The organism is Algoriphagus kandeliae, from assembly GCF_004571135.1.
GTDB classification, from domain to species: Bacteria; Bacteroidota; Bacteroidia; order Cytophagales; family Cyclobacteriaceae; genus Algoriphagus; species Algoriphagus kandeliae.
Genome location: NZ_SPSB01000002.1, coordinates 871,273 through 888,568, shown reverse-complemented (window position 1 = coordinate 888,568; position 17,296 = coordinate 871,273). Strand labels below are relative to the sequence as shown.

At 41.0% G+C, this 17,296-nt stretch carries 17 protein-coding genes; 11 read left to right on the top strand and 6 right to left on the bottom strand.

The genetic code is table 11. The features are described from left to right. Positions 1–219: 219 nt before the first annotated feature. Genes ispE through E4S40_RS08470 form a run of 3 tightly spaced genes read left to right on the top strand, consistent with a single transcriptional unit; the run spans position 220 to position 1,637 of the window. The gene (ispE, locus tag E4S40_RS08480; protein ID WP_135072990.1) at positions 220–1,026 is read left to right on the top strand and encodes a 4-(cytidine 5'-diphospho)-2-C-methyl-D-erythritol kinase; all 807 of its coding nucleotides are present in this window, start codon (positions 220–222) and stop codon (positions 1,024–1,026) included. Between the two features lie 46 nt (positions 1,027–1,072). Continuing rightward, entirely contained in the window at positions 1,073–1,318 is a 246-nt protein-coding gene (locus E4S40_RS08475; protein WP_135072988.1) for a ribbon-helix-helix protein, CopG family, read from the top strand. Next, on the top strand, positions 1,305–1,637 hold the full coding sequence (locus tag E4S40_RS08470) for a type II toxin-antitoxin system PemK/MazF family toxin (RefSeq protein WP_135072986.1): 333 nt from the start codon (positions 1,305–1,307) through the stop codon (positions 1,635–1,637). The genes E4S40_RS08475 and E4S40_RS08470 overlap by 14 nt, the downstream gene beginning before the upstream one ends. A gap of 1 nt (position 1,638) precedes the next feature. Here the strand turns inward: E4S40_RS08470 and E4S40_RS08465 are convergent, their stop codons facing one another. The 3 genes from E4S40_RS08465 to tgt are packed head-to-tail and all read right to left on the bottom strand — an operon-like array spanning position 1,639 to position 4,756. Beyond that, positions 1,639–2,550 carry a DMT family transporter gene (locus E4S40_RS08465; protein WP_135072984.1) on the bottom strand — a complete coding sequence of 304 codons (912 nt, stop codon included), beginning with the start codon at positions 2,548–2,550 and terminating at the stop codon, positions 1,639–1,641. After that, entirely contained in the window at positions 2,551–3,624 is a 1,074-nt protein-coding gene (locus tag E4S40_RS08460; RefSeq protein ID WP_135072982.1) for an LptF/LptG family permease, read from the bottom strand. Position 3,625: 1 nt separating this feature from the next. Next, positions 3,626–4,756: a tRNA guanosine(34) transglycosylase Tgt gene (tgt, locus tag E4S40_RS08455; RefSeq protein WP_135072980.1), complete on the bottom strand. Its 1,131-nt coding sequence runs from the start codon at positions 4,754–4,756 to the stop codon at positions 3,626–3,628. Positions 4,757–4,865: 109 nt separating this feature from the next. Between tgt and E4S40_RS08450 the strand changes: the two genes are divergently transcribed. The 8 genes from E4S40_RS08450 to E4S40_RS08415 all read left to right on the top strand — a co-directional run bounded on the left by E4S40_RS08450 (position 4,866) and on the right by E4S40_RS08415 (position 15,280). Next, a complete protein-coding gene (locus tag E4S40_RS08450; protein WP_135072978.1) occupies positions 4,866–6,002 on the top strand; it encodes a glycosyltransferase in 1,137 nt (378 codons plus the stop codon). After that, on the top strand, positions 5,993–6,604 hold the full coding sequence (locus tag E4S40_RS08445; protein WP_135072976.1) for an RNA polymerase sigma factor: 612 nt from the start codon (positions 5,993–5,995) through the stop codon (positions 6,602–6,604). Before E4S40_RS08450 ends, E4S40_RS08445 begins: the two co-directional genes overlap by 10 nt. Next, positions 6,604–7,248 carry a 16S rRNA (guanine(527)-N(7))-methyltransferase RsmG gene (gene rsmG / locus E4S40_RS08440; RefSeq protein ID WP_135072974.1) on the top strand — a complete coding sequence of 215 codons (645 nt, stop codon included), beginning with the start codon at positions 6,604–6,606 and terminating at the stop codon, positions 7,246–7,248. The genes E4S40_RS08445 and rsmG overlap by 1 nt, the downstream gene beginning before the upstream one ends. A gap of 215 nt (positions 7,249–7,463) precedes the next feature. After that, entirely contained in the window at positions 7,464–11,756 is a 4,293-nt protein-coding gene (gene dnaE / locus E4S40_RS08435) for a DNA polymerase III subunit alpha (RefSeq protein WP_135072972.1), read from the top strand. A 120-nt stretch (positions 11,757–11,876) separates the two neighbouring features. Continuing rightward, the gene (gene trxA / locus E4S40_RS08430; protein WP_135072969.1) at positions 11,877–12,197 is read left to right on the top strand and encodes a thioredoxin; all 321 of its coding nucleotides are present in this window, start codon (positions 11,877–11,879) and stop codon (positions 12,195–12,197) included. A 64-nt stretch (positions 12,198–12,261) separates the two neighbouring features. Beyond that, a complete protein-coding gene (gene mnmH / locus E4S40_RS08425; protein ID WP_135072967.1) occupies positions 12,262–13,317 on the top strand; it encodes a tRNA 2-selenouridine(34) synthase MnmH in 1,056 nt (351 codons plus the stop codon). Next, a complete protein-coding gene (selD, locus tag E4S40_RS08420; RefSeq protein WP_135072964.1) occupies positions 13,289–14,329 on the top strand; it encodes a selenide, water dikinase SelD in 1,041 nt (346 codons plus the stop codon). Before mnmH ends, selD begins: the two co-directional genes overlap by 29 nt. A gap of 48 nt (positions 14,330–14,377) precedes the next feature. Further along, positions 14,378–15,280 (top strand): TolB family protein, encoded by a 903-nt coding sequence (locus E4S40_RS08415; protein ID WP_135072962.1) that lies wholly within the window; start codon positions 14,378–14,380, stop codon positions 15,278–15,280. A gap of 4 nt (positions 15,281–15,284) precedes the next feature. Here E4S40_RS08415 and E4S40_RS08410 read toward each other — a convergent pair whose 3' ends face one another. From E4S40_RS08410 to nqrE, 3 genes are all read right to left on the bottom strand, one after another. Next, positions 15,285–15,839, bottom strand: a complete 555-nt coding sequence (locus E4S40_RS08410; protein ID WP_135072960.1) for a DUF502 domain-containing protein — start codon at positions 15,837–15,839, stop codon at positions 15,285–15,287. A 59-nt stretch (positions 15,840–15,898) separates the two neighbouring features. Beyond that, on the bottom strand, positions 15,899–16,525 hold the full coding sequence (locus E4S40_RS08405) for a 3-keto-disaccharide hydrolase (protein ID WP_135072958.1): 627 nt from the start codon (positions 16,523–16,525) through the stop codon (positions 15,899–15,901). Between the two features lie 147 nt (positions 16,526–16,672). Further along, positions 16,673–17,284: an NADH:ubiquinone reductase (Na(+)-transporting) subunit E gene (nqrE, locus tag E4S40_RS08400; RefSeq protein WP_135072956.1), complete on the bottom strand. Its 612-nt coding sequence runs from the start codon at positions 17,282–17,284 to the stop codon at positions 16,673–16,675. Positions 17,285–17,296 lie beyond the last annotated feature (12 nt).

Below are 17,296 nucleotides of genomic sequence, written 5' to 3'. Positions count from 1 at the left end.
TTTTTTGAATTGGAATTCTAAATTTTTTAAAATTTCAAAATTTTGTATCGAATTGATTCTTTTTCAACCAAACCGATTCTTTTTTTCAATTTTGACAAGAAAAATGAAGATTTAGTCTTTTTTCAACAACCACCATTCAGAAGTTTTAAAAATTTCTCAAGCTTAATAGTCAAGCACTTCCTCTTAAAAATCCCTTATTTTGCTTGAAATCTAGATTCTATGATCACCTTTCCAAATGCCAAAATCAATTTAGGCCTTCACATTACCGGAAAACGAACAGACGGCTATCATGAAATCGAGACCTGTATGGTTCCGATTCCACTTTTTGATGCTTTGGAAATGATCGTGGATAAAAAAGGAGGCTGGGAAAGCACGGGGCTTTTCATTCCCGGAGACTCTAAAGACAATCTCATTTTAAAAGCCGAAAAGCTTTTCCGAAAGGATTTTCAGGGACTACCTAATCTGAAAATTCATCTACACAAAAACATCCCCATGGGAGCTGGCCTAGGGGGAGGATCGGCAGATGCGGCTTTTGCTTTGAAACTGATGAATAACCTGTTCGACCTTCATCTGGATGATTTTTTCTTAGAAGAATATGCTGCCCAATTAGGAAGCGATTGCCCTTTCTTTGTAGAAAACGCACCGAAAATCGCTAGGGGAAGGGGGGAAATACTCCAGCCTATTGATGTTTCCTTACAAGGTTCCTATCTGGTTTTAATCTATCTCGGAATTCACATTGGAACCAAGGAAGCCTATGCGGGAGTCACTCCAAAGCATCCTTCCGTTAAATTGGAAGAGGTTTTGGCTGATAAATCCAGATGGAAAGAAGAATTGGTTAATGATTTTGAGGCAAGCATTTTTCAATCCCATCCTGAAATCAAAGCAATCAAAACCCAACTCTATGAATCCGGTGCCTATTATGCAGCTATGTCGGGCTCGGGTTCGACAGTCTTCGGGCTTTTCCATGAAAAGCCAAGTAACCTTAGCTGGAAAGGGGAGTATTTTGTATTTGAGAAACACTTGTAATCAAATTACTTACAAATTATATTTACAAATCATAAATATGATTTGTATGGCTACTTTTACCAGTTCACTTCCTGATGATCTTTTGGAAAGGCTCACAAAAGAGGCAAAAAAGCTTTCTCTTCCGAAAAATAAGCTTTTAGAAAACGCCCTTCGTCTATACCTAGAACACCTCAAAAGGGTAGAATACATTCAATCTTTTAAACGAGCAGCGGGGGATGAAGACTCTCTTGCTTTGGCGGAGGAGGGAATGGCAGATTACTTCAAGCAGCTGGAAGAGCATGAGGCAAGGTGAAATTTGGTATGCTGACCTCAATCCTGTAAGAGGCTCTGAACAGGCGGGCTACAGACCTGTGGTGATCCTAAGTGGAAATTTGATGAATAAGTATTTAAACTTAGTGATCGTCGCTCCGCTCACTAGCAAAATAAAAAACTACAAGGGCAATCCGATTTTAAAGGCCAATCCAAAAAACGGATTAAAACAGAATTCAGAAATTCTGATTTTTCATTTGCGATCCATTACCAAAGAAAGGCTAAAAGAAAAGATTGGGGAAATTACAAAAACTGAGCTTTCACTTGCTTTAGAGACACTTAAGGATTTGACTACTCTTTAGATTAACCCAAAGTCCGAACAGCTTTTCTCCGTTTATTCCAGTAATTCAATACAGGGTAAATCAAGACTGAAACCAAAATAATCAAGGTACCTAAATAAAATTCTGGGGTCATTTTTTCCTTTTCCCCAAAAATCAAAACAGCTAGTACAATCCCATAGACAGGTTCAAGGTTTATCGTAAGGTTGATGGAAAATACCGTCAATCGCTTCATCAATTCTACAGAAACAGAAAAAGCATAAACTGTACAAACCCCTCCTAAAATCAAAAGCCAAAACCAATCATAGCCTTGCCAGCCCCACTGAATCCCTGCTCCATCCGACAGCCAAAAAGCATAAATGGGCATAAAAAGAAGAACTGACAACGAAGCACCTGACATTTCATAGAAGGTAATTTGATAAGGGTCATGACGCTTAGTCAGCCTACCATTAATCACAGAAAAACAAGCTGCCAAAAAAGCGGAGGCCAAGGCCATGGAGAGTCCCAGCCAATATCCAGTCTCGAATTTAAAAATTACCAAAAGCCCAGAAATCACCATCAAGCCCAAGGCAACTTCATACCATTTCACCTTGGTTCGATTAAAGAAAGGCTCTACAAAAGCTGTCCAAAGTGATGTTGTTGCCATCCCTGCAAGACAAACTGAAGCAGTGGAAACTCGAGCCGACCAAAAGAATAAAATCCAATGCAAAGCGATAATAACTCCCGTGCCCAACACTTTGATCATTTGACTAGGCGGAATCAAAATGGGTTTTCTCTTCCAAGCAAAAAGTAAAGCTACTCCCAAAGAAGCAATCAAAGTTCGATAAAAAACCAACTCCAATGCAGGAAGGCTAATTAACAAACCAAGAATGGCTGTAAATCCCCAAATAAGGACAATCAGATGGAGTAAGAGATAGTCTTTGATGGAGGCTTGCATCTATCGAGGGACAGTTTTGTAAAGCACCAAACCAGTTAATCCAAAAATGATGTTAGGCAGCCAAACAGCCAAAATGGGATATTCCGAACCATTTTCTGCAAAGGTCCTTGACAGAATAAATAATAGTATATAAATGAAAGCCAGCAAGAATCCCATGGCAATTTGAAAACCGGAGCCTCCTCTAGTTTTTCGAGCTGACATAATCACTCCTATAAAAGTCAGAATCAAAGCTGCAAAAGGAGACATAAATCGGACATAGCGCTCAATTTTATAATAATTCACATTATCTGCTCCTCGCTCTTCCAATATTCGAATTTGACGACTTAATTGGGGAAGTTTGAGAGTTTCATGGTGATTATCAGGCACCCCAAAATCATCTGGAATGATGGAAAGAACTGTATCTAATTCTGTTCCCACGGACCACTTTTCCCCTTCTTCTTCAAGTTCGCGCAGTCTCCAATTCCTCAAAGTCCAAACACTTTTGGCTGTATCCCATTCAATTCGATCAGAGGAAAGTTTAGCAAGTAATTCCCCATCTCGTATTGTCTCTAAAGTAAAGTTGTAGCCAGTATTACTCGTCTTAAAGAATCGGCTCAAATAGGCATAGCTTTCGTCTCCTACCTTGATATGAATATTTTGCTCGTTTTGAGGAGTTCCTTTTTCCAAATACACCAATTTAAATACAGTGAGATTTTCAGTGGCAGCAGGAAGCACCCAACCATTCAGAAAAAAACTGACTCCGCCAATCAAAGCCGCTGAAAAAAGAAAAGGAAATAGCAATCTGACAAAACTTACCCCACTTCCAAGAATGGCAATGATTTCTGTTCGACCAGCCATTTTGGAAGTAATGAAAATAACCGAAATAAAGACCGTAATTGGGGTTAGGAGGTTATTCAGGTACAATCCATAATTCCCCATGTACTTGAGAATTTCTATAGTTGGCACCTGATTCTGGATGTATTTATCGTTTTTCTCTGTAAAGTCCAGCACCAAAACCACCAAAATCAACATCAAGACCACGAAGAAATAGGTCTTCAAAAAATCCTTGATGATGAGACGGTCTATTAATTTCATTTTAGAGTCGAGTACTTACTTTCTTAACCATTTCGGCTTTCCAGCTTGCAAAATCACCAGCTAAAATATGGGCTCTTGCTTCTCCCACCAACCAAAGGTAGAAGGACAAATTATGAATACTGGCAATCTGTGCTGCCAAAATCTCCTTTGAAATGGTCAAATGACGAAGATAAGCTTTTGAATAAAAGGAACTAACTGAACTTCCTATTCCTGGATCGATCGGACTGAAATCATCCTTCCATTTTTCGTTTCGAATATTTATGATTCCTTCAGAAGTAAATAGCATTCCGTTTCGGGCATTCCGGGTCGGCATCACGCAATCAAACATATCAACACCTAAAGCAATACACTCCAAAATATTTGCCGGAGTTCCTACCCCCATTAGGTAACGTGGTTTGTCCTTAGGTAAAATGTCCGTCACCACTTCGGTCATTTCATACATCATCTCTGCCGGCTCTCCTACGGACAATCCACCGATAGCATTCCCTTCTCTTCCCTGATCGGCTATAAATTGGGCACTTTGAACTCGTAAATCTTTGTAAACAGAACCTTGGACGATCGGAAAAAGTGTTTGAGAATAGCCATATTTTCCTTCCGTCTCGTCAAATCGATTCATGCAGCGCTTCAACCAACGATGGGTCATTTCCATAGATTTTCTGGCATAACCATACTCGCAAGGGTAAGGAGTACATTCATCAAAAGCCATGATAATATCCGCCCCGATAGTTCGCTGAATATCCATGACATTCTCTGGGGTAAAATGATGTTTTGAGCCATCAATATGTGACTTAAACATGACTCCTTCTTCTTTTATCTTACGGGTTCCTGACAAGGAAAATACCTGATATCCTCCCGAATCTGTCAGAATAGGACGATCCCAACCCATAAAACGATGAAGTCCTCCAGCTTTTTCCAGAATATCCAATCCCGGACGGAGATACAAATGATAGGTATTCCCCAGAATAATCTGAGCATGAATCGGATCCAATAACTCATGCTGATGAACTGCCTTAACCGAACCGGCGGTACCAACAGGCATAAAAATCGGTGTAAGGATAGTTCCGTGATCAGTTTCTAACTTCCCCGCACGGGCTTTGGTCTGGGGATCAGCATGCTGTAAAGTGAATTTCATCGAAAAGAAATTAGACGTATTTCCGGGAAATGATCTGCCCGCAAAAATATCCCTTTATTCTTAAACGAATGCTGAAATTGATTTTATATTTGCCCAGCACAATCGACCTATGGCCCTATTTTTATTGTGGATAATTTTCGGTTTAGGAGTCCTCATCCAACTCATTTACCTCTTGCCTATTTTTGGCAGAACGGCATTCTTTAATCCTAAAAAGCAAAAAGAGCAATCCGAAAACGAGGAAGGGGTGACTGTTGTCATTGCAGCTCACAATGAATTCAAAAACCTCAAGCTTTTAATCCCCAAACTTTTTGAGCAAGATTACCCGAATTTTGATGTTTTGGTGATCGATGATCGAAGTCGGGATAGAACATCCCGATTATTAGCGGAAATGATGGATCGTTATCCCAAGCTTCGTACAGTCACCGTAAAATACACCCCTGAGCACGTCACTTCCAAAAAATATGCACTGACTTTAGGTATCAAAGTCGCCAAACATGACGTTATCCTCTTAACTGACGCAGATTGTATTCCTGCTTCCAATCAATGGATACGAAAGATGACCGCACCAGTTAGAAACGAAGGAATGACATTCTCTTTGGGATTCGGAGGTTATGACGCAATAAAAGGCTTTTTGAACAGTTGGATTCAATTCGAAACCATTCAAACAGCTTTGTTTTACCTCTCCTTTGCGAGATGGAAAGCACCATTTATGGGAATTGGAAGAAATCTTTGCTACCGCAAAAGCTTCTTTATGGATGTAAAAGCATTCAAAGACTTGTGGCATTTTGAAGGGGGCGATGATGATCTTTTCATTAATAAATATGCAACTGGAAAAAATACCCAAGTGGTCATTGACTCAGATGCACGAACTATTTCTATCCCAAAGGACAACTGGAAGGATTATTTCCGACAGAAAAAAAGGCATTTGCACGTAGGGAAGCAGTATAAAAGCCAAGACAAGATGAAAATTGGTTGGTTTGCATTTTCCCACCTTTTATTTTGGGCGGGAGGTATTGGATTGCTGATTTATTTGGGATTGGAGCAAAATTGGGAACAATTTCCCGTCGTTTTCGGTATATTCCTCGTAAGGGTTCTGTTGGTACTTTGGATTTATTCATCAGCCAACCGAAAACTTAACGGGACCAAAACCCGATCCAATATCCTAGTCAACGACTTCTTGTATATCTGGTATTTTTGGGGATTAGGGACATTTTCCCATCAGTCAAAAGACATCAAATGGAAATAAACGAACGCGGTTTTTCAAATAAGGCTTTAGAAGACTTCGAACTGATCGATCGAGCAGTCATCGAGAAGGATCAGTCTGCCTATGCGGCCCTTATGAAGCGGTACAAGAAAGCCGTTTATTTCATGATCCTCAAAATGATTCGGGATGCAGATGATGCCGAAGATTTAACCATGGAAGCTTTTGCAAAGGCTTTCAAAAACCTACATCGATTTAAAAAAGACTATACTTTTTCTACTTGGCTTTTCCGAATTGCTACAAACAATGCAATTGATTTTATCAGAAAGAAAAAGCTCAAAACCATGAGCTTAAATACCACCATGTCCGATGACAGCGGAAACGCAGTCAATATTGATGTAGAAGATGATGAAAACAACCCACAAGATGAATTCATCAAATCTCAGCGGATTGAAATGGTGAGAATTTTTGTGGACAAACTTCCAGCTAAATACCGGAAACTAGTTCAATTGCGCTATTTTGATGAGCTCTCTTATGAAGAAATTGCCCAAGAACTGGACAAGCCTCTCGGAACGGTAAAAGCGCAATTACACCGCTCAAGAGAATTGCTTTATGAAATCGCTTCCGGCAAAGAAAAGCACATCTGATGAACTCCGGTACTGAATTGATTCTATCCTATTTTCCGAATCTTAGCGAGCGGCAAATCGAACAATTTGACCGATTGAAGTCCTTGTATGAAGACTGGAATGCCAAGATTAATGTCATCAGCCGCAAAGACATGGATCAATTTTATGTGCACCATGTCCTTCATTCGCTGGGGATCGCCAAAGTCATGCGCTTTCAGCCTGGAACCAAGGTTCTGGACATTGGGACTGGAGGAGGATTTCCAGGAATCCCATTAGCTATCCTTTTTCCAGATACACACTTTCATTTGGTAGATTCTATTGGAAAAAAAATCATTGTGGTGAAAGAAGTAGCTCGTGCTCTGAAACTTAGCAATGTTGAAGCTCAGCAAGCGCGAGCAGAAACACTAGTTAGAAAATATGATTTTGTGATCAGCCGGGCAGTGACCCGAATGATCAATTTTTACCCTTGGGTAAAAGGAAAAATCCGAAAAGAAGATTTCAATGAGTTTCCAAACGGCATTTTATATCTAAAAGGTGGTGATGTAGATGAAGAAATGGAGGAAACCGGGAAATCCTATGTCACTTACCACTTGAGCGACTATTTCAAGGAGGACTTTTTTGAAACCAAGAAAGTGGTTTACATGCCTTGGGAAGACAAGCGGTAATCCAGGTAAAATCGAAATAAATTTATTCTGATTTGGAAAAAGGAACCAGAGAGTTCCAATAAAGTCCAGGTGTCAAAAATTTTCTAAAAGCCAACGAATTTTCTCCCTAAAAACCTCTTCTGTTTTTTGGGAAAATTATCTCTGACAATTCCTGCCATTCCATTTTTTGCTTACCTCAAATACCCTAATTTAAAGCCTCAATTTTCCGACAGACTATGTATATCATTTTTGATACTGAAACTACTGGATTACCCCGCGATTACAATGCTCCCATGTCCGACTTGGACAACTGGCCTAGGCTGGTTCAATTGGCATGGCAACTGCATGATGCTACCGGAAAACTTCTCTCCAATCACAATTATATTATCAAACCTGAAGGTTTTACCATTCCTTATAATGCAGAAAAGGTTCATGGTATTTCTACGAAGAGAGCATTAGCAGAAGGTCATATTTTACAGGAGGTTTTGGAGATTTTTGAAAAGGATGTCAAAGAAGCCAAGTACCTAGTCGGACACAATATTGAGTTTGATATCAATGTGGTTGGTTCGGAATTCCTTCGGTCTGAATTGGGAATGCCTTTGACTGCAAATCCACTGGATACCAAGGATATTTCTACTGATTTTTGCGCGATTCCAGGAGGAAAAGGCGGAAAATACAAATGGCCTACCCTCACGGAACTCCATCAAAAGCTATTTGGGAAGGGCTTTGGCGATGCACACGATGCCGCCTATGACGTAGATGCGACTGCTCGATGCTTCTTTGGATTGATCACCCACCGAGTCCATCCTCCAGAGGAAGGGATTCTTTTGGAACAAGTGATCTATGAAGCTCCGGATTTGGGTGAGGCAAATTTTGCCCAAGCAAAGGATGAACAAAAGGTAGCTGCTAAGGAAATTTTAAAGCAGGCCGGGAAGGCAGACATTTCAGAATTGGTGGATGTGCCCTTTACCCATTTGCATGTTCACACCCAATACTCGGTTTTGCAGGCTACGACTGAAATCCCTGCTATGGTCGCCAAGGCAAAATCCCTAAATATGCCTGCTATCGCCATGACTGATCATGGAAATATGATGGGGGCTTTTCATTTTGTGAAAGCTGCTATGGCTGCAGAAATCAAACCCATTGTGGGGTGTGAGTTTAATCTATGTCGAGATCGAAAAAATAAGAGTAACAAGGATGACGGATACCAAACCGTTCTTCTCGCAAAGAATAAAGCGGGCTATCACAATTTGGCCAAACTAGCCTCCTATGCAAATATCGAGGGCTTTTATTATGTGCCCAGAATTGACAAAGAACTTCTCGTTCAATACAAAGGAGACCTGATTGCTACAACCGGTGGACTTTGGGGAGAAATTCCATTTTTAATTTTGAATGTAGGTGAAACACAGGCTGAGGAGGCCTTTATCTGGTGGAAAGAGCAGTTTGGAGATGATTTTTATGTAGAATTAAACCGACATGGAATTCCCGAAGAAGAGAAGGTCAATGAGGTTTTGCTCGAATTTGCTAAGAAATACAATGTCAAGTATTTCGCCGCCAACAACACCTATTACAATGACAAAGGTGACGCAAAAGCACATGATATTTTGCTTTGTGTGAAAGACGGGGAACTGGTAGAAAAACCTAAAAAATATGTTGGCAAGCGAGGTAGAGAATTCCGATATGGCTTTCCAAATGATGAGTTCTATCTGAAGTCTCCTGAGGAAATGAAAAAGCTTTTCGCTGACCTACCGGAAGCTATCGAGTGCACTCAGGAAATTGTAGAAAAGTGCGAAGCCTATAAGCTTGCGCGGGAAGTATTGTTGCCAAAATTTGATATTCCTGAAGAATTCAAAGACCCACAAGATGAAGTAGATGGAGGTAAACGTGGTGAAAATGTTTACCTGAGACACCTCACCTACGAAGGTGCTAAAAAGAGATACAGTGAAATCACACCGGAGATTCAGGAACGATTAGATTTTGAATTGAAAACAATCGAACGGACTGGATATCCCGGTTACTTTTTGATTGTACAAGATTTCACCCGAGCAGCTCGGGATATGGGCGTTTCGGTTGGGCCGGGTCGTGGTTCCGCAGCAGGATCGGCAGTTGCTTATTGCATTGGAATTACGAATGTGGATCCAATCGAGTATGATCTCCTTTTTGAGAGATTTTTGAATCCGGATCGGGTTTCACTTCCCGATATTGATATTGACTTTGATGATGAAGGTCGCGGAAAAGTCATCGACTATGTGATCAAAAAATATGGCTCGAATCAGGTTGCTCAAATCATCACTTACGGCACCATGGCCGCCAAATCTGCCATTCGGGATACAGCTCGCGTACTTAATTTGCCATTGCAAGAAGCTAGCAGATTAGCCAATATGGTTCCCGATTTGAAGCTAAAAGTCCTTTTTGACCTAGCAAAAAATAAATCCGCCTTAGCGGATAAATTGAAAGGACAGGCTGAATTGATTCAAAAAGCTGAGGAATTACTACGAGTAGCTCAAGGCCAAGACGAATCCGCCAAAACCGTCAATCAGGCAACCGTTTTGGAAGGTTCAGTACGAAACACCGGAATCCATGCCTGTGGTGTCATCATCACACCGGATGACATCACCAACTTTGTCCCTGTTGCGCTTGCGAAGGATTCCGACATGGTTTGCACCCAATTCGACAACTCCGTGGTAGAATCTGCAGGGCTTCTAAAAATGGACTTTCTGGGTTTGAAAACCCTCACCCTGATCAAAGATGCCTGCAAAATCGTCAAGGAAAGACATGGAATCGAATTGGATCCTGATAATTTCCCGATAGATGATGAGAAGACTTATGAGCTTTTCCAGCGCGGTGAAACAGTCGGCATCTTCCAATACGAAAGTCCCGGAATGCAGAAATACATGCGGGATTTGAAACCTACAGCTTTTGCCGATTTGATTGCAATGAACGCCCTTTATCGTCCGGGACCTTTAGCTTATATCCCAGAGTTCATCGATAGAAAGCACGGGAAAAAAGAAATCACCTATGACCTCGACGATATGAAGGAATATCTCGAGGAAACTTATGGGATTACCGTATACCAAGAGCAAGTAATGCTGCTGTCCCAGAAGCTTGCCGGCTTTACTAAAGGTGAAGCAGACGTTCTTCGTAAAGCCATGGGTAAAAAGCAAAAGGACGTGTTGGATAAGATGAAACCTAAGTTCATCGATCAGGCTGCTGCAAAAGGACATGATCCTAAAAAGCTTGAAAAAATCTGGACTGACTGGGAAGCTTTTGCATCATACGCATTTAACAAATCCCACTCGACCTGTTATGCTTGGGTAGCCTATCAGACAGCTTACCTCAAAGCACATTATCCTGCTGAATACATGGCCTCGGTACTCAGCAACAACATGAATGATATCACACAGGTGACCTTCTTCATGGAGGAATGTAAGCGCATGGGAATCCCCGTTTTAGGACCAGATGTAAATGAATCCAAAGGAGGTTTTACCGTAAACCAAGTGGGAGAGATTCGATTTGGAATGGCCGCAATCAAGGGTGCAGGATCGGCAGCAGTAGATGATATTATCGCAGAGCGGGAAAAGAATGGCCCATTCAAAAACATCTTCGATTTTGCCAAGCGGGTGAATTCTCGGGCTCTGAACAAGAAAACCATGGAGGCACTTGCCATGGCGGGAAGTTTTGATTGCTTCCCCGAGCATCATCGAAGGCAATATTTAGAGGCTCCGGAAGGTGATGTAACGCTGATCGAAAAGGCAGTTAAATATGCACAACGGATCCAACAGGAGGAAGAAAGTGCTCAAGTCAGTCTTTTTGGAGGAGCAGGAGGTGGAATGGATATTCCTTTACCTACCGTGAACCCAATGGAGCCTTTTTCTCAACTTCAACAGCTAAATATTGAAAAAGAGGTGGTTGGACTTTATATCTCCGGACATCCTTTGGATCAATACAAATTGGAAATTGAGAGCTTTACCAATTCCACCTTGCCTGATTTGAATGATTTAGATTCTATTCGGTCAAAAAATGAAGTTCAATTGGCGGGGATCGTTACAGACTTTGCTCACCGGACCACCAAGAATGGAAAGCCCTTTGGGACATTAACCTTGGAAGATTATCAAGGAGGTTTCACTTTCTTCCTTTTTGGAGATGATTATGTGAAGTATAAGGAGTATTTTATGAAAGGCTGGTTCCTTTTCGTCAAGGGAAAAGTCGGTCAGAAGAAATGGGCTGAAAACGAATTGGAATTCAAGGTGAGTTCCATTATGCTGCTTTCCGAAGTTCGTGGGAAAATGGTCAAAGGCCTTCGAGTAAATATAGATTTGGACGACCTCAATTATGACCTGATGGAGAAATTGGAGGAAATTACTGAGAAGTATAAAGGCGATGCCAAATTATATTTCACCGTCAAAGACCGGAAAGAAAATATCACTTTGGAGCTATTTTCGAAACGCTTTTCCATTAACCCTTGCGAGGAGTTGATTAGTGAGTTAAAACTGATTCCAGAGATCGCCTATAAGGTGATCAGCAACTAGTTATAAAGAAAAAACTATCGCTCATAGAAATTATTTGCCGAGCAATTTGAACTTATTGCCCTGTAATCTACTTTCTCTCATATATTTGAAGAATTGAACCGAAACTAAACGTATTATAAAATGGGAAAAGCAGTAGAAATAACTGACGCCAACTTTGAGGAAGTTATCAAAACAGATAAGCCCGTATTGATTGATTTTTGGGCAGAGTGGTGTGGACCTTGTAAAATGATCGGACCTATCGTAGAAGAAATGGCTGGTGATTATGAAGGAAAGGCTATCATTGGGAAAGTAGATGTTGACACCAATCCAAGTGTTGCTCAAGCATTTGGAATTAGGTCTATCCCTACCCTATTGTTCTTTAAAGATGGTCAAATTGTAGACAAGCAAATCGGTGCTGTTCCGAAAACAATCTTGACTCAAAAGTTGGAAGCACAGCTTTAATAAAAACTTATCCAAAACGAAATGCCACCGGAATTCCAGTGGCATTTTTTTATATTCGGATTGCATGAAAGAGACCCTAATTTCACTTTCTGAATTTTTGGAACTTCGGCAAAAGCTCCCCATCCTAGATGCACGAAGTGAGGGGGAATTTTCCCAAAGCCATATTCCCGAAGCCGTCAATATTCCGATTTTGAATGATCAAGAGCGGAAAGTAATCGGTACACTTTACAAAGAAGAAGGTAGTGAAAAGGCCACCCTCAAAGGCTTTGAATTGGTAGGACCACGCTTTCATCAAATTCAAAAAGAAGCCATTAAGCGTTTTCCAAATCGGAAAATCATCCTATACTGCTGGAGAGGAGGTATGCGCAGCCAAATTCTCTCCTGGCTTTTGAGCATGGTTGGTTTTGAAGTTTTTAGGCTAAAAGGAGGCTATAAAACCTATAGAAACTTCACCTTTGAGGAAGTTCGAAAAAAGCGAAATTTTATTGTCCTCGGCGGAAAAACAGGTACCGCAAAGACAGTATTACTCCAATATTTGAAAGAAGCTGGAGAACAAGTCTTGGATTTGGAAAATTTAGCCCATCACAAAGGGTCTGCCTTTGGTGGAATAGGCCAAGCTCCCCAACCTTCGGTAGAACAGTTTGAAAATAAATTGACAGAAGCACTGCTTCAACTGAATTCAGATTCCCCTATTTGGGTGGAAAATGAAAGTAGAAAAATTGGCCGCGTAATCCTACCAGATATATTTTTCTCCCAAATGCAAGCAAGTCCACATTTGGATATCAGCAAATCTGAACATGAAAGGATAGCACATATTGAGTCAGAATATGCTGGGCTTCCAAAAGAAGAATTGAAACAGGCTGTCAAGAAACTAAGCAAGAAATTAGGAGGACTACGAACCAAAGAAGCTTTGGAAGCCATAGAAGAAGGAGATCATCCAAGCTGGATTCAAAACCTATTGACATACTACGACAAAGCCTATGAGTTTGAACTGGAAAAACATCCGAAAGAACATACTTTAAACCTGGATTTGACAGGCTTGTCTTTAGCAAAACAAATTGATTTGCTAATCCAATCGAAAGACCAACTATATGAACGAGCAAAAAATACGATTGACTGAATGGAGTGAAGGATCCGGCTGTGGTTGTAAAATCGCACCCGCTGTTCTAGATCAAATTCTTTCTTCCAGCGAATCCTGGACTCAGACAGACCCTAATTTGTTGGTTGGAAATTCCGCCAAAGATGATGCTGCGGTCTATCAAGTGAGTGAAGATTTGGCGTTGGTGAATACCGTTGATTTTTTTACTCCAATAGTTGATGATCCTTTTGATTTTGGAAGAATTTCCGCTGCCAATGCCATTTCGGATGTCTATGCCATGGGTGGAAAGCCACTTTTCGCCAATGCGATTTTAAGTTGGCCGGTAGAAAAAATCTCTCCCGAACTAGCTGCCAAAGTCCTCGAAGGTGCCAAAAGCATCTGTAAAACTGCCGGGATCGAATTGGCAGGAGGACATAGCATTGCTGCAAAAGACCCGATTTTTGGACTTTCTGTGAATGGGATTGTTCATCCACGAAAAATCAAAACCAACCAAGGTGCCAAAGCGAATGATCTCATTTATCTAACAAAACCTCTAGGGATTGGTGTATTGGCAACAGCTTTGAAAAGACAAAAAATCAAAGATGAAGATTACCTGACTTTAGTGGATACGGCCTGTCGCTTAAATCATATCGGGCAGGTTTTGGGAAATCACGAAGAAGTCCATGCCATGACGGATGTGACTGGTTTTGGACTTTTAGGGCATCTGATCGAACTGGCTGAAGCATCTGGAATTTCTGCACAAGTTGATTTTTCAAAGCTCCCCATTCTTGAAGGGGTACAGGATTACATCAAGCAATTCATTTTTCCAGACAACACCTACCGAAACTGGAATGCTTTTCAATCAAAAGTAAAGGGGGTAAATGGAATGGATTTGGTACCACTCTGCGATCCTCAGACAAGTGGCGGACTATTAATAGCTGTAGGTGAAGAAAATCAAAAATGGTTTGAAGACACCATGAAGTCTGAAAATCAAATCGTCTGGGAGATTGGACGATTTATTGAAAAACAGGTCTTTAAAGTCGAAGTGCTGTAATTTGTGGGAGAAGATTGGTAACTTATTAAGCCATCAACCCCAGCTAAGATGATTTCCCGATTTCTCCTATCCCTTTTGATTGTGCTCGCTCCTCTCCTCACATTTTCCCAGGTGCCTGAAAATATAAAAAGCGAACTCGTTATCCTGAATGTCCATACAGGAGAGGAAAAAACTGTTCTGCTAGAAAACAGACACTTTGAAGCTCCAAATTGGTCTAGAGACGGGAACTACCTCTTGATAAATGCCGCAGGAAAATTAGAGAAAATTGGTCTAGACGGTCAAAAGTTGGGACTTCTTTTTCCTGATCAAATTGACCGGATAAACAATGACCATGGGCTAAGCTTTGATGGAAAAACACTAGTCTTTAGCCGAAATGATGAAGGGCTAAGTTCAAGGATTTATACGATCTCCCTTGAAGGAGGGACACCCAAACTAATCACAGAAAATTATCCTAGTTACTGGCACGGAATCAGTCCTGATGGGAAGACTTTGGTCTATTGTGCAGAAAGAAATGGCGATTGGGATGTGTGGGGAATTCCTACTGAAGGAGGGAAAGAAGTTCGCTTAACTTCTGCCGAAGGCTTGGACGATGGCCCGGAATATTCCTATGATGGACAGTGGATTTACTTCAATAGTCACCGAACTGGAAGAATGCATGCTTACCGAATGAAGCCAGACGGAAGTGGACAAGAACAGTTAACTTTTGATGATTACGACAATTGGTTTCCTCATCCATCACCAGATGGAAAAACTGCTGTGATTATTTCCTACTTAGAAGACCAAAAAGGAGCACATCCTTTTGGAAAGGATGTCAAGTTGAGGCTTTTAGATGTAGAAAGTAAAGAAATCCGGGACTTGACTCCAGTATTCTATGGTGGCCAAGGGACCATCAATGTGCATTCCTGGTCACCTGATGGAGAGTGGATTGCTTTTGTGAGGTATCATCGTTGAATTATTACTTCAGGCTAGATACTCCACCCGACACCATAAACTTCATCACGTCGGCACTTTTCACACCCTTCAAGGGTTTGATTTTCTCCTTGGGAACGAGAAATACGTTTCCTGATACATTGTAGCTGTGTGGAAAATAAACAGCTACCAATTCCGGCTCTCCGATGATAGACATATCTTCTTGAGTGATAAAACCCAATCGTGAAAGTGATTCAGAAACCTGCACGATTACAGGGGAGCTGAATTTTTTCTTTTCCCCCACAAAAGCTGCCATCAAATCCTTGATCGAAGTATAGAGCAGATTAACCAAGGGAATCTTAAATACTGCCCGCTCAAAAAGGTCAAAAAAGGGCTTGGTGAAAAATAGGCTGGCCAGATAGCCAATAAATGTAATCAAAGCCAGTACCATGGCGATACCTATTCCAGGAAAAGGGACAGGAATCAATCCATCCAAAAAAACGAAAATTGCATAAATCACATATCCTGTGACCGCAAGGGGAGTTAGAAACAACAAACCCCGGAAGAAATAGGAAAGAATTCGCCTATAAGTAAATGCCATAGCATATTATAGGCAAAAGAAATGCCGTATCGAATTGCCTCAAAAAAATTATTCAGGTCTTAATCCAGAAGCTTGATTTTTACACTTCGGTAATAAATCACAGACTCAGGGTCATGAGCCTGTAAGGCGATAGTACCACGATCAAACTCCTTCATTCCGGCATTTTCAGGACGATTCGAATCCTCAGACTCATCATATTCCATCACAATTCGATCATTGATTTTAACCGTAGCCTGATCTCCTTCCACAATGATGTGATAGGTATACCACTCTCCATCTTCTACATAGACATCTCGTACATCATTGAAAGAATAAAGACTCCCGGATTTTCTCCAATCGCTATGGCTTTGATTGACTTGGATCTCATACCCTTTATTGGGCCAGCCGCTTTCTTGATATTGGGTATGGATAAAAATTCCAGAATTCGCCTTGGGCATGGTCTTCACCTCCACTAGCAATTCGAAGTCCTTAAAATCATGATTTCCAACCGGCCCTTGATAAAAAGCATGCGCTCGAGGTCCATCAACTTTGATCATCCCATCTATCACAGAAAAGGAACTGGGATTCTCTGAAATCTCCCATCCTTCTAGATCTTTCCCATTAAAGAGTTCTATCCATTGACCAGTTTGGGCTTGTGCGGAAAAGACAATTAGGAAAAATGAAAAGAGCGACAATAGGTTTTTCATAGCTAGGAATTTTGATTGAATATGGGAAGATAATTAGAAAAGAGGTCAATTCCTTTCTGAATCCAAAATCCAGAACTTTCCCCATAGCCTAAAACAAAAAAAGACCCTGAAATTTTCAGGGTCTCTAAATATTGATGAAATCTAATTTTATAGATCAATACCCATGAATGACATGAATGCAATTCCCATCAATCCAGTCAAAAGCATGGTGATACCCAATCCCTTCAAACCATTTGGAACTGCAGAATACTTCAATTTTTCACGAATTGCTGCCAAGGCTACGATGGCCAAGAAGAATCCTGTACCGGAACCAAAACCATAAACAGCAGATTCAGCCAAGGTATAATCACGCTGAGCCATGAAAAGGGATCCACCCAAGATCGCACAGTTTACAGCGATCAAAGGCAAGAAGATACCCAAAGCTCCATAAAGTGCAGGTGCGAATTTTTCAACAACCATCTCAACCAATTGTACCATGGCAGCGATGATGGCGATGAACATAATGAATCGCAAGAAAGTCAAATCAACGGTTGCCAATTCAGCATTAACCCAAGTCAACGCACCTTCTTTCAACACATATTCATTCAAAAGCCAGTTAACTGGAACAGTTACGGTCAATACAAAAATAACCGCAGCACCCAAGCCAAGGGCTGTACTTACTTTTTTGGATACGGCTAGGAATGAACACATGCCGAGGAAGTAAGCGAAAACCATGTTGTCGATAAAGATCGACCGAATACCTAAATTGATTAAATCCATTTTCTTCTACCG

Coding starts and splice junctions, on each gene's coding strand:
- E4S40_RS08470 (WP_135072986.1), top strand. CDS start 1,305: ATGAGGCAAGGTGAAATTTGGTATGCTGACCTCAATCCTGTAAGAGGC.
- nqrE (WP_135072956.1), bottom strand. CDS start 17,284: ATGGATTTAATCAATTTAGGTATTCGGTCGATCTTTATCGACAACATG.
- selD (WP_135072964.1), top strand. CDS start 13,289: ATGAACGAGCAAAAAATACGATTGACTGAATGGAGTGAAGGATCCGGC.
- tgt (WP_135072980.1), bottom strand. CDS start 4,756: ATGAAATTCACTTTACAGCATGCTGATCCCCAGACCAAAGCCCGTGCG.
- E4S40_RS08465 (WP_135072984.1), bottom strand. CDS start 2,550: ATGCAAGCCTCCATCAAAGACTATCTCTTACTCCATCTGATTGTCCTT.
- rsmG (WP_135072974.1), top strand. CDS start 6,604: ATGAACTCCGGTACTGAATTGATTCTATCCTATTTTCCGAATCTTAGC.
- E4S40_RS08460 (WP_135072982.1), bottom strand. CDS start 3,624: ATGAAATTAATAGACCGTCTCATCATCAAGGATTTTTTGAAGACCTAT.
- E4S40_RS08445 (WP_135072976.1), top strand. CDS start 5,993: ATGGAAATAAACGAACGCGGTTTTTCAAATAAGGCTTTAGAAGACTTC.
- ispE (WP_135072990.1), top strand. CDS start 220: ATGATCACCTTTCCAAATGCCAAAATCAATTTAGGCCTTCACATTACC.
- dnaE (WP_135072972.1), top strand. CDS start 7,464: ATGTATATCATTTTTGATACTGAAACTACTGGATTACCCCGCGATTAC.
- mnmH (WP_135072967.1), top strand. CDS start 12,262: ATGAAAGAGACCCTAATTTCACTTTCTGAATTTTTGGAACTTCGGCAA.
- E4S40_RS08405 (WP_135072958.1), bottom strand. CDS start 16,525: ATGAAAAACCTATTGTCGCTCTTTTCATTTTTCCTAATTGTCTTTTCC.
- E4S40_RS08415 (WP_135072962.1), top strand. CDS start 14,378: ATGATTTCCCGATTTCTCCTATCCCTTTTGATTGTGCTCGCTCCTCTC.
- trxA (WP_135072969.1), top strand. CDS start 11,877: ATGGGAAAAGCAGTAGAAATAACTGACGCCAACTTTGAGGAAGTTATC.
- E4S40_RS08450 (WP_135072978.1), top strand. CDS start 4,866: ATGGCCCTATTTTTATTGTGGATAATTTTCGGTTTAGGAGTCCTCATC.
- E4S40_RS08410 (WP_135072960.1), bottom strand. CDS start 15,839: ATGGCATTTACTTATAGGCGAATTCTTTCCTATTTCTTCCGGGGTTTG.
- E4S40_RS08475 (WP_135072988.1), top strand. CDS start 1,073: ATGGCTACTTTTACCAGTTCACTTCCTGATGATCTTTTGGAAAGGCTC.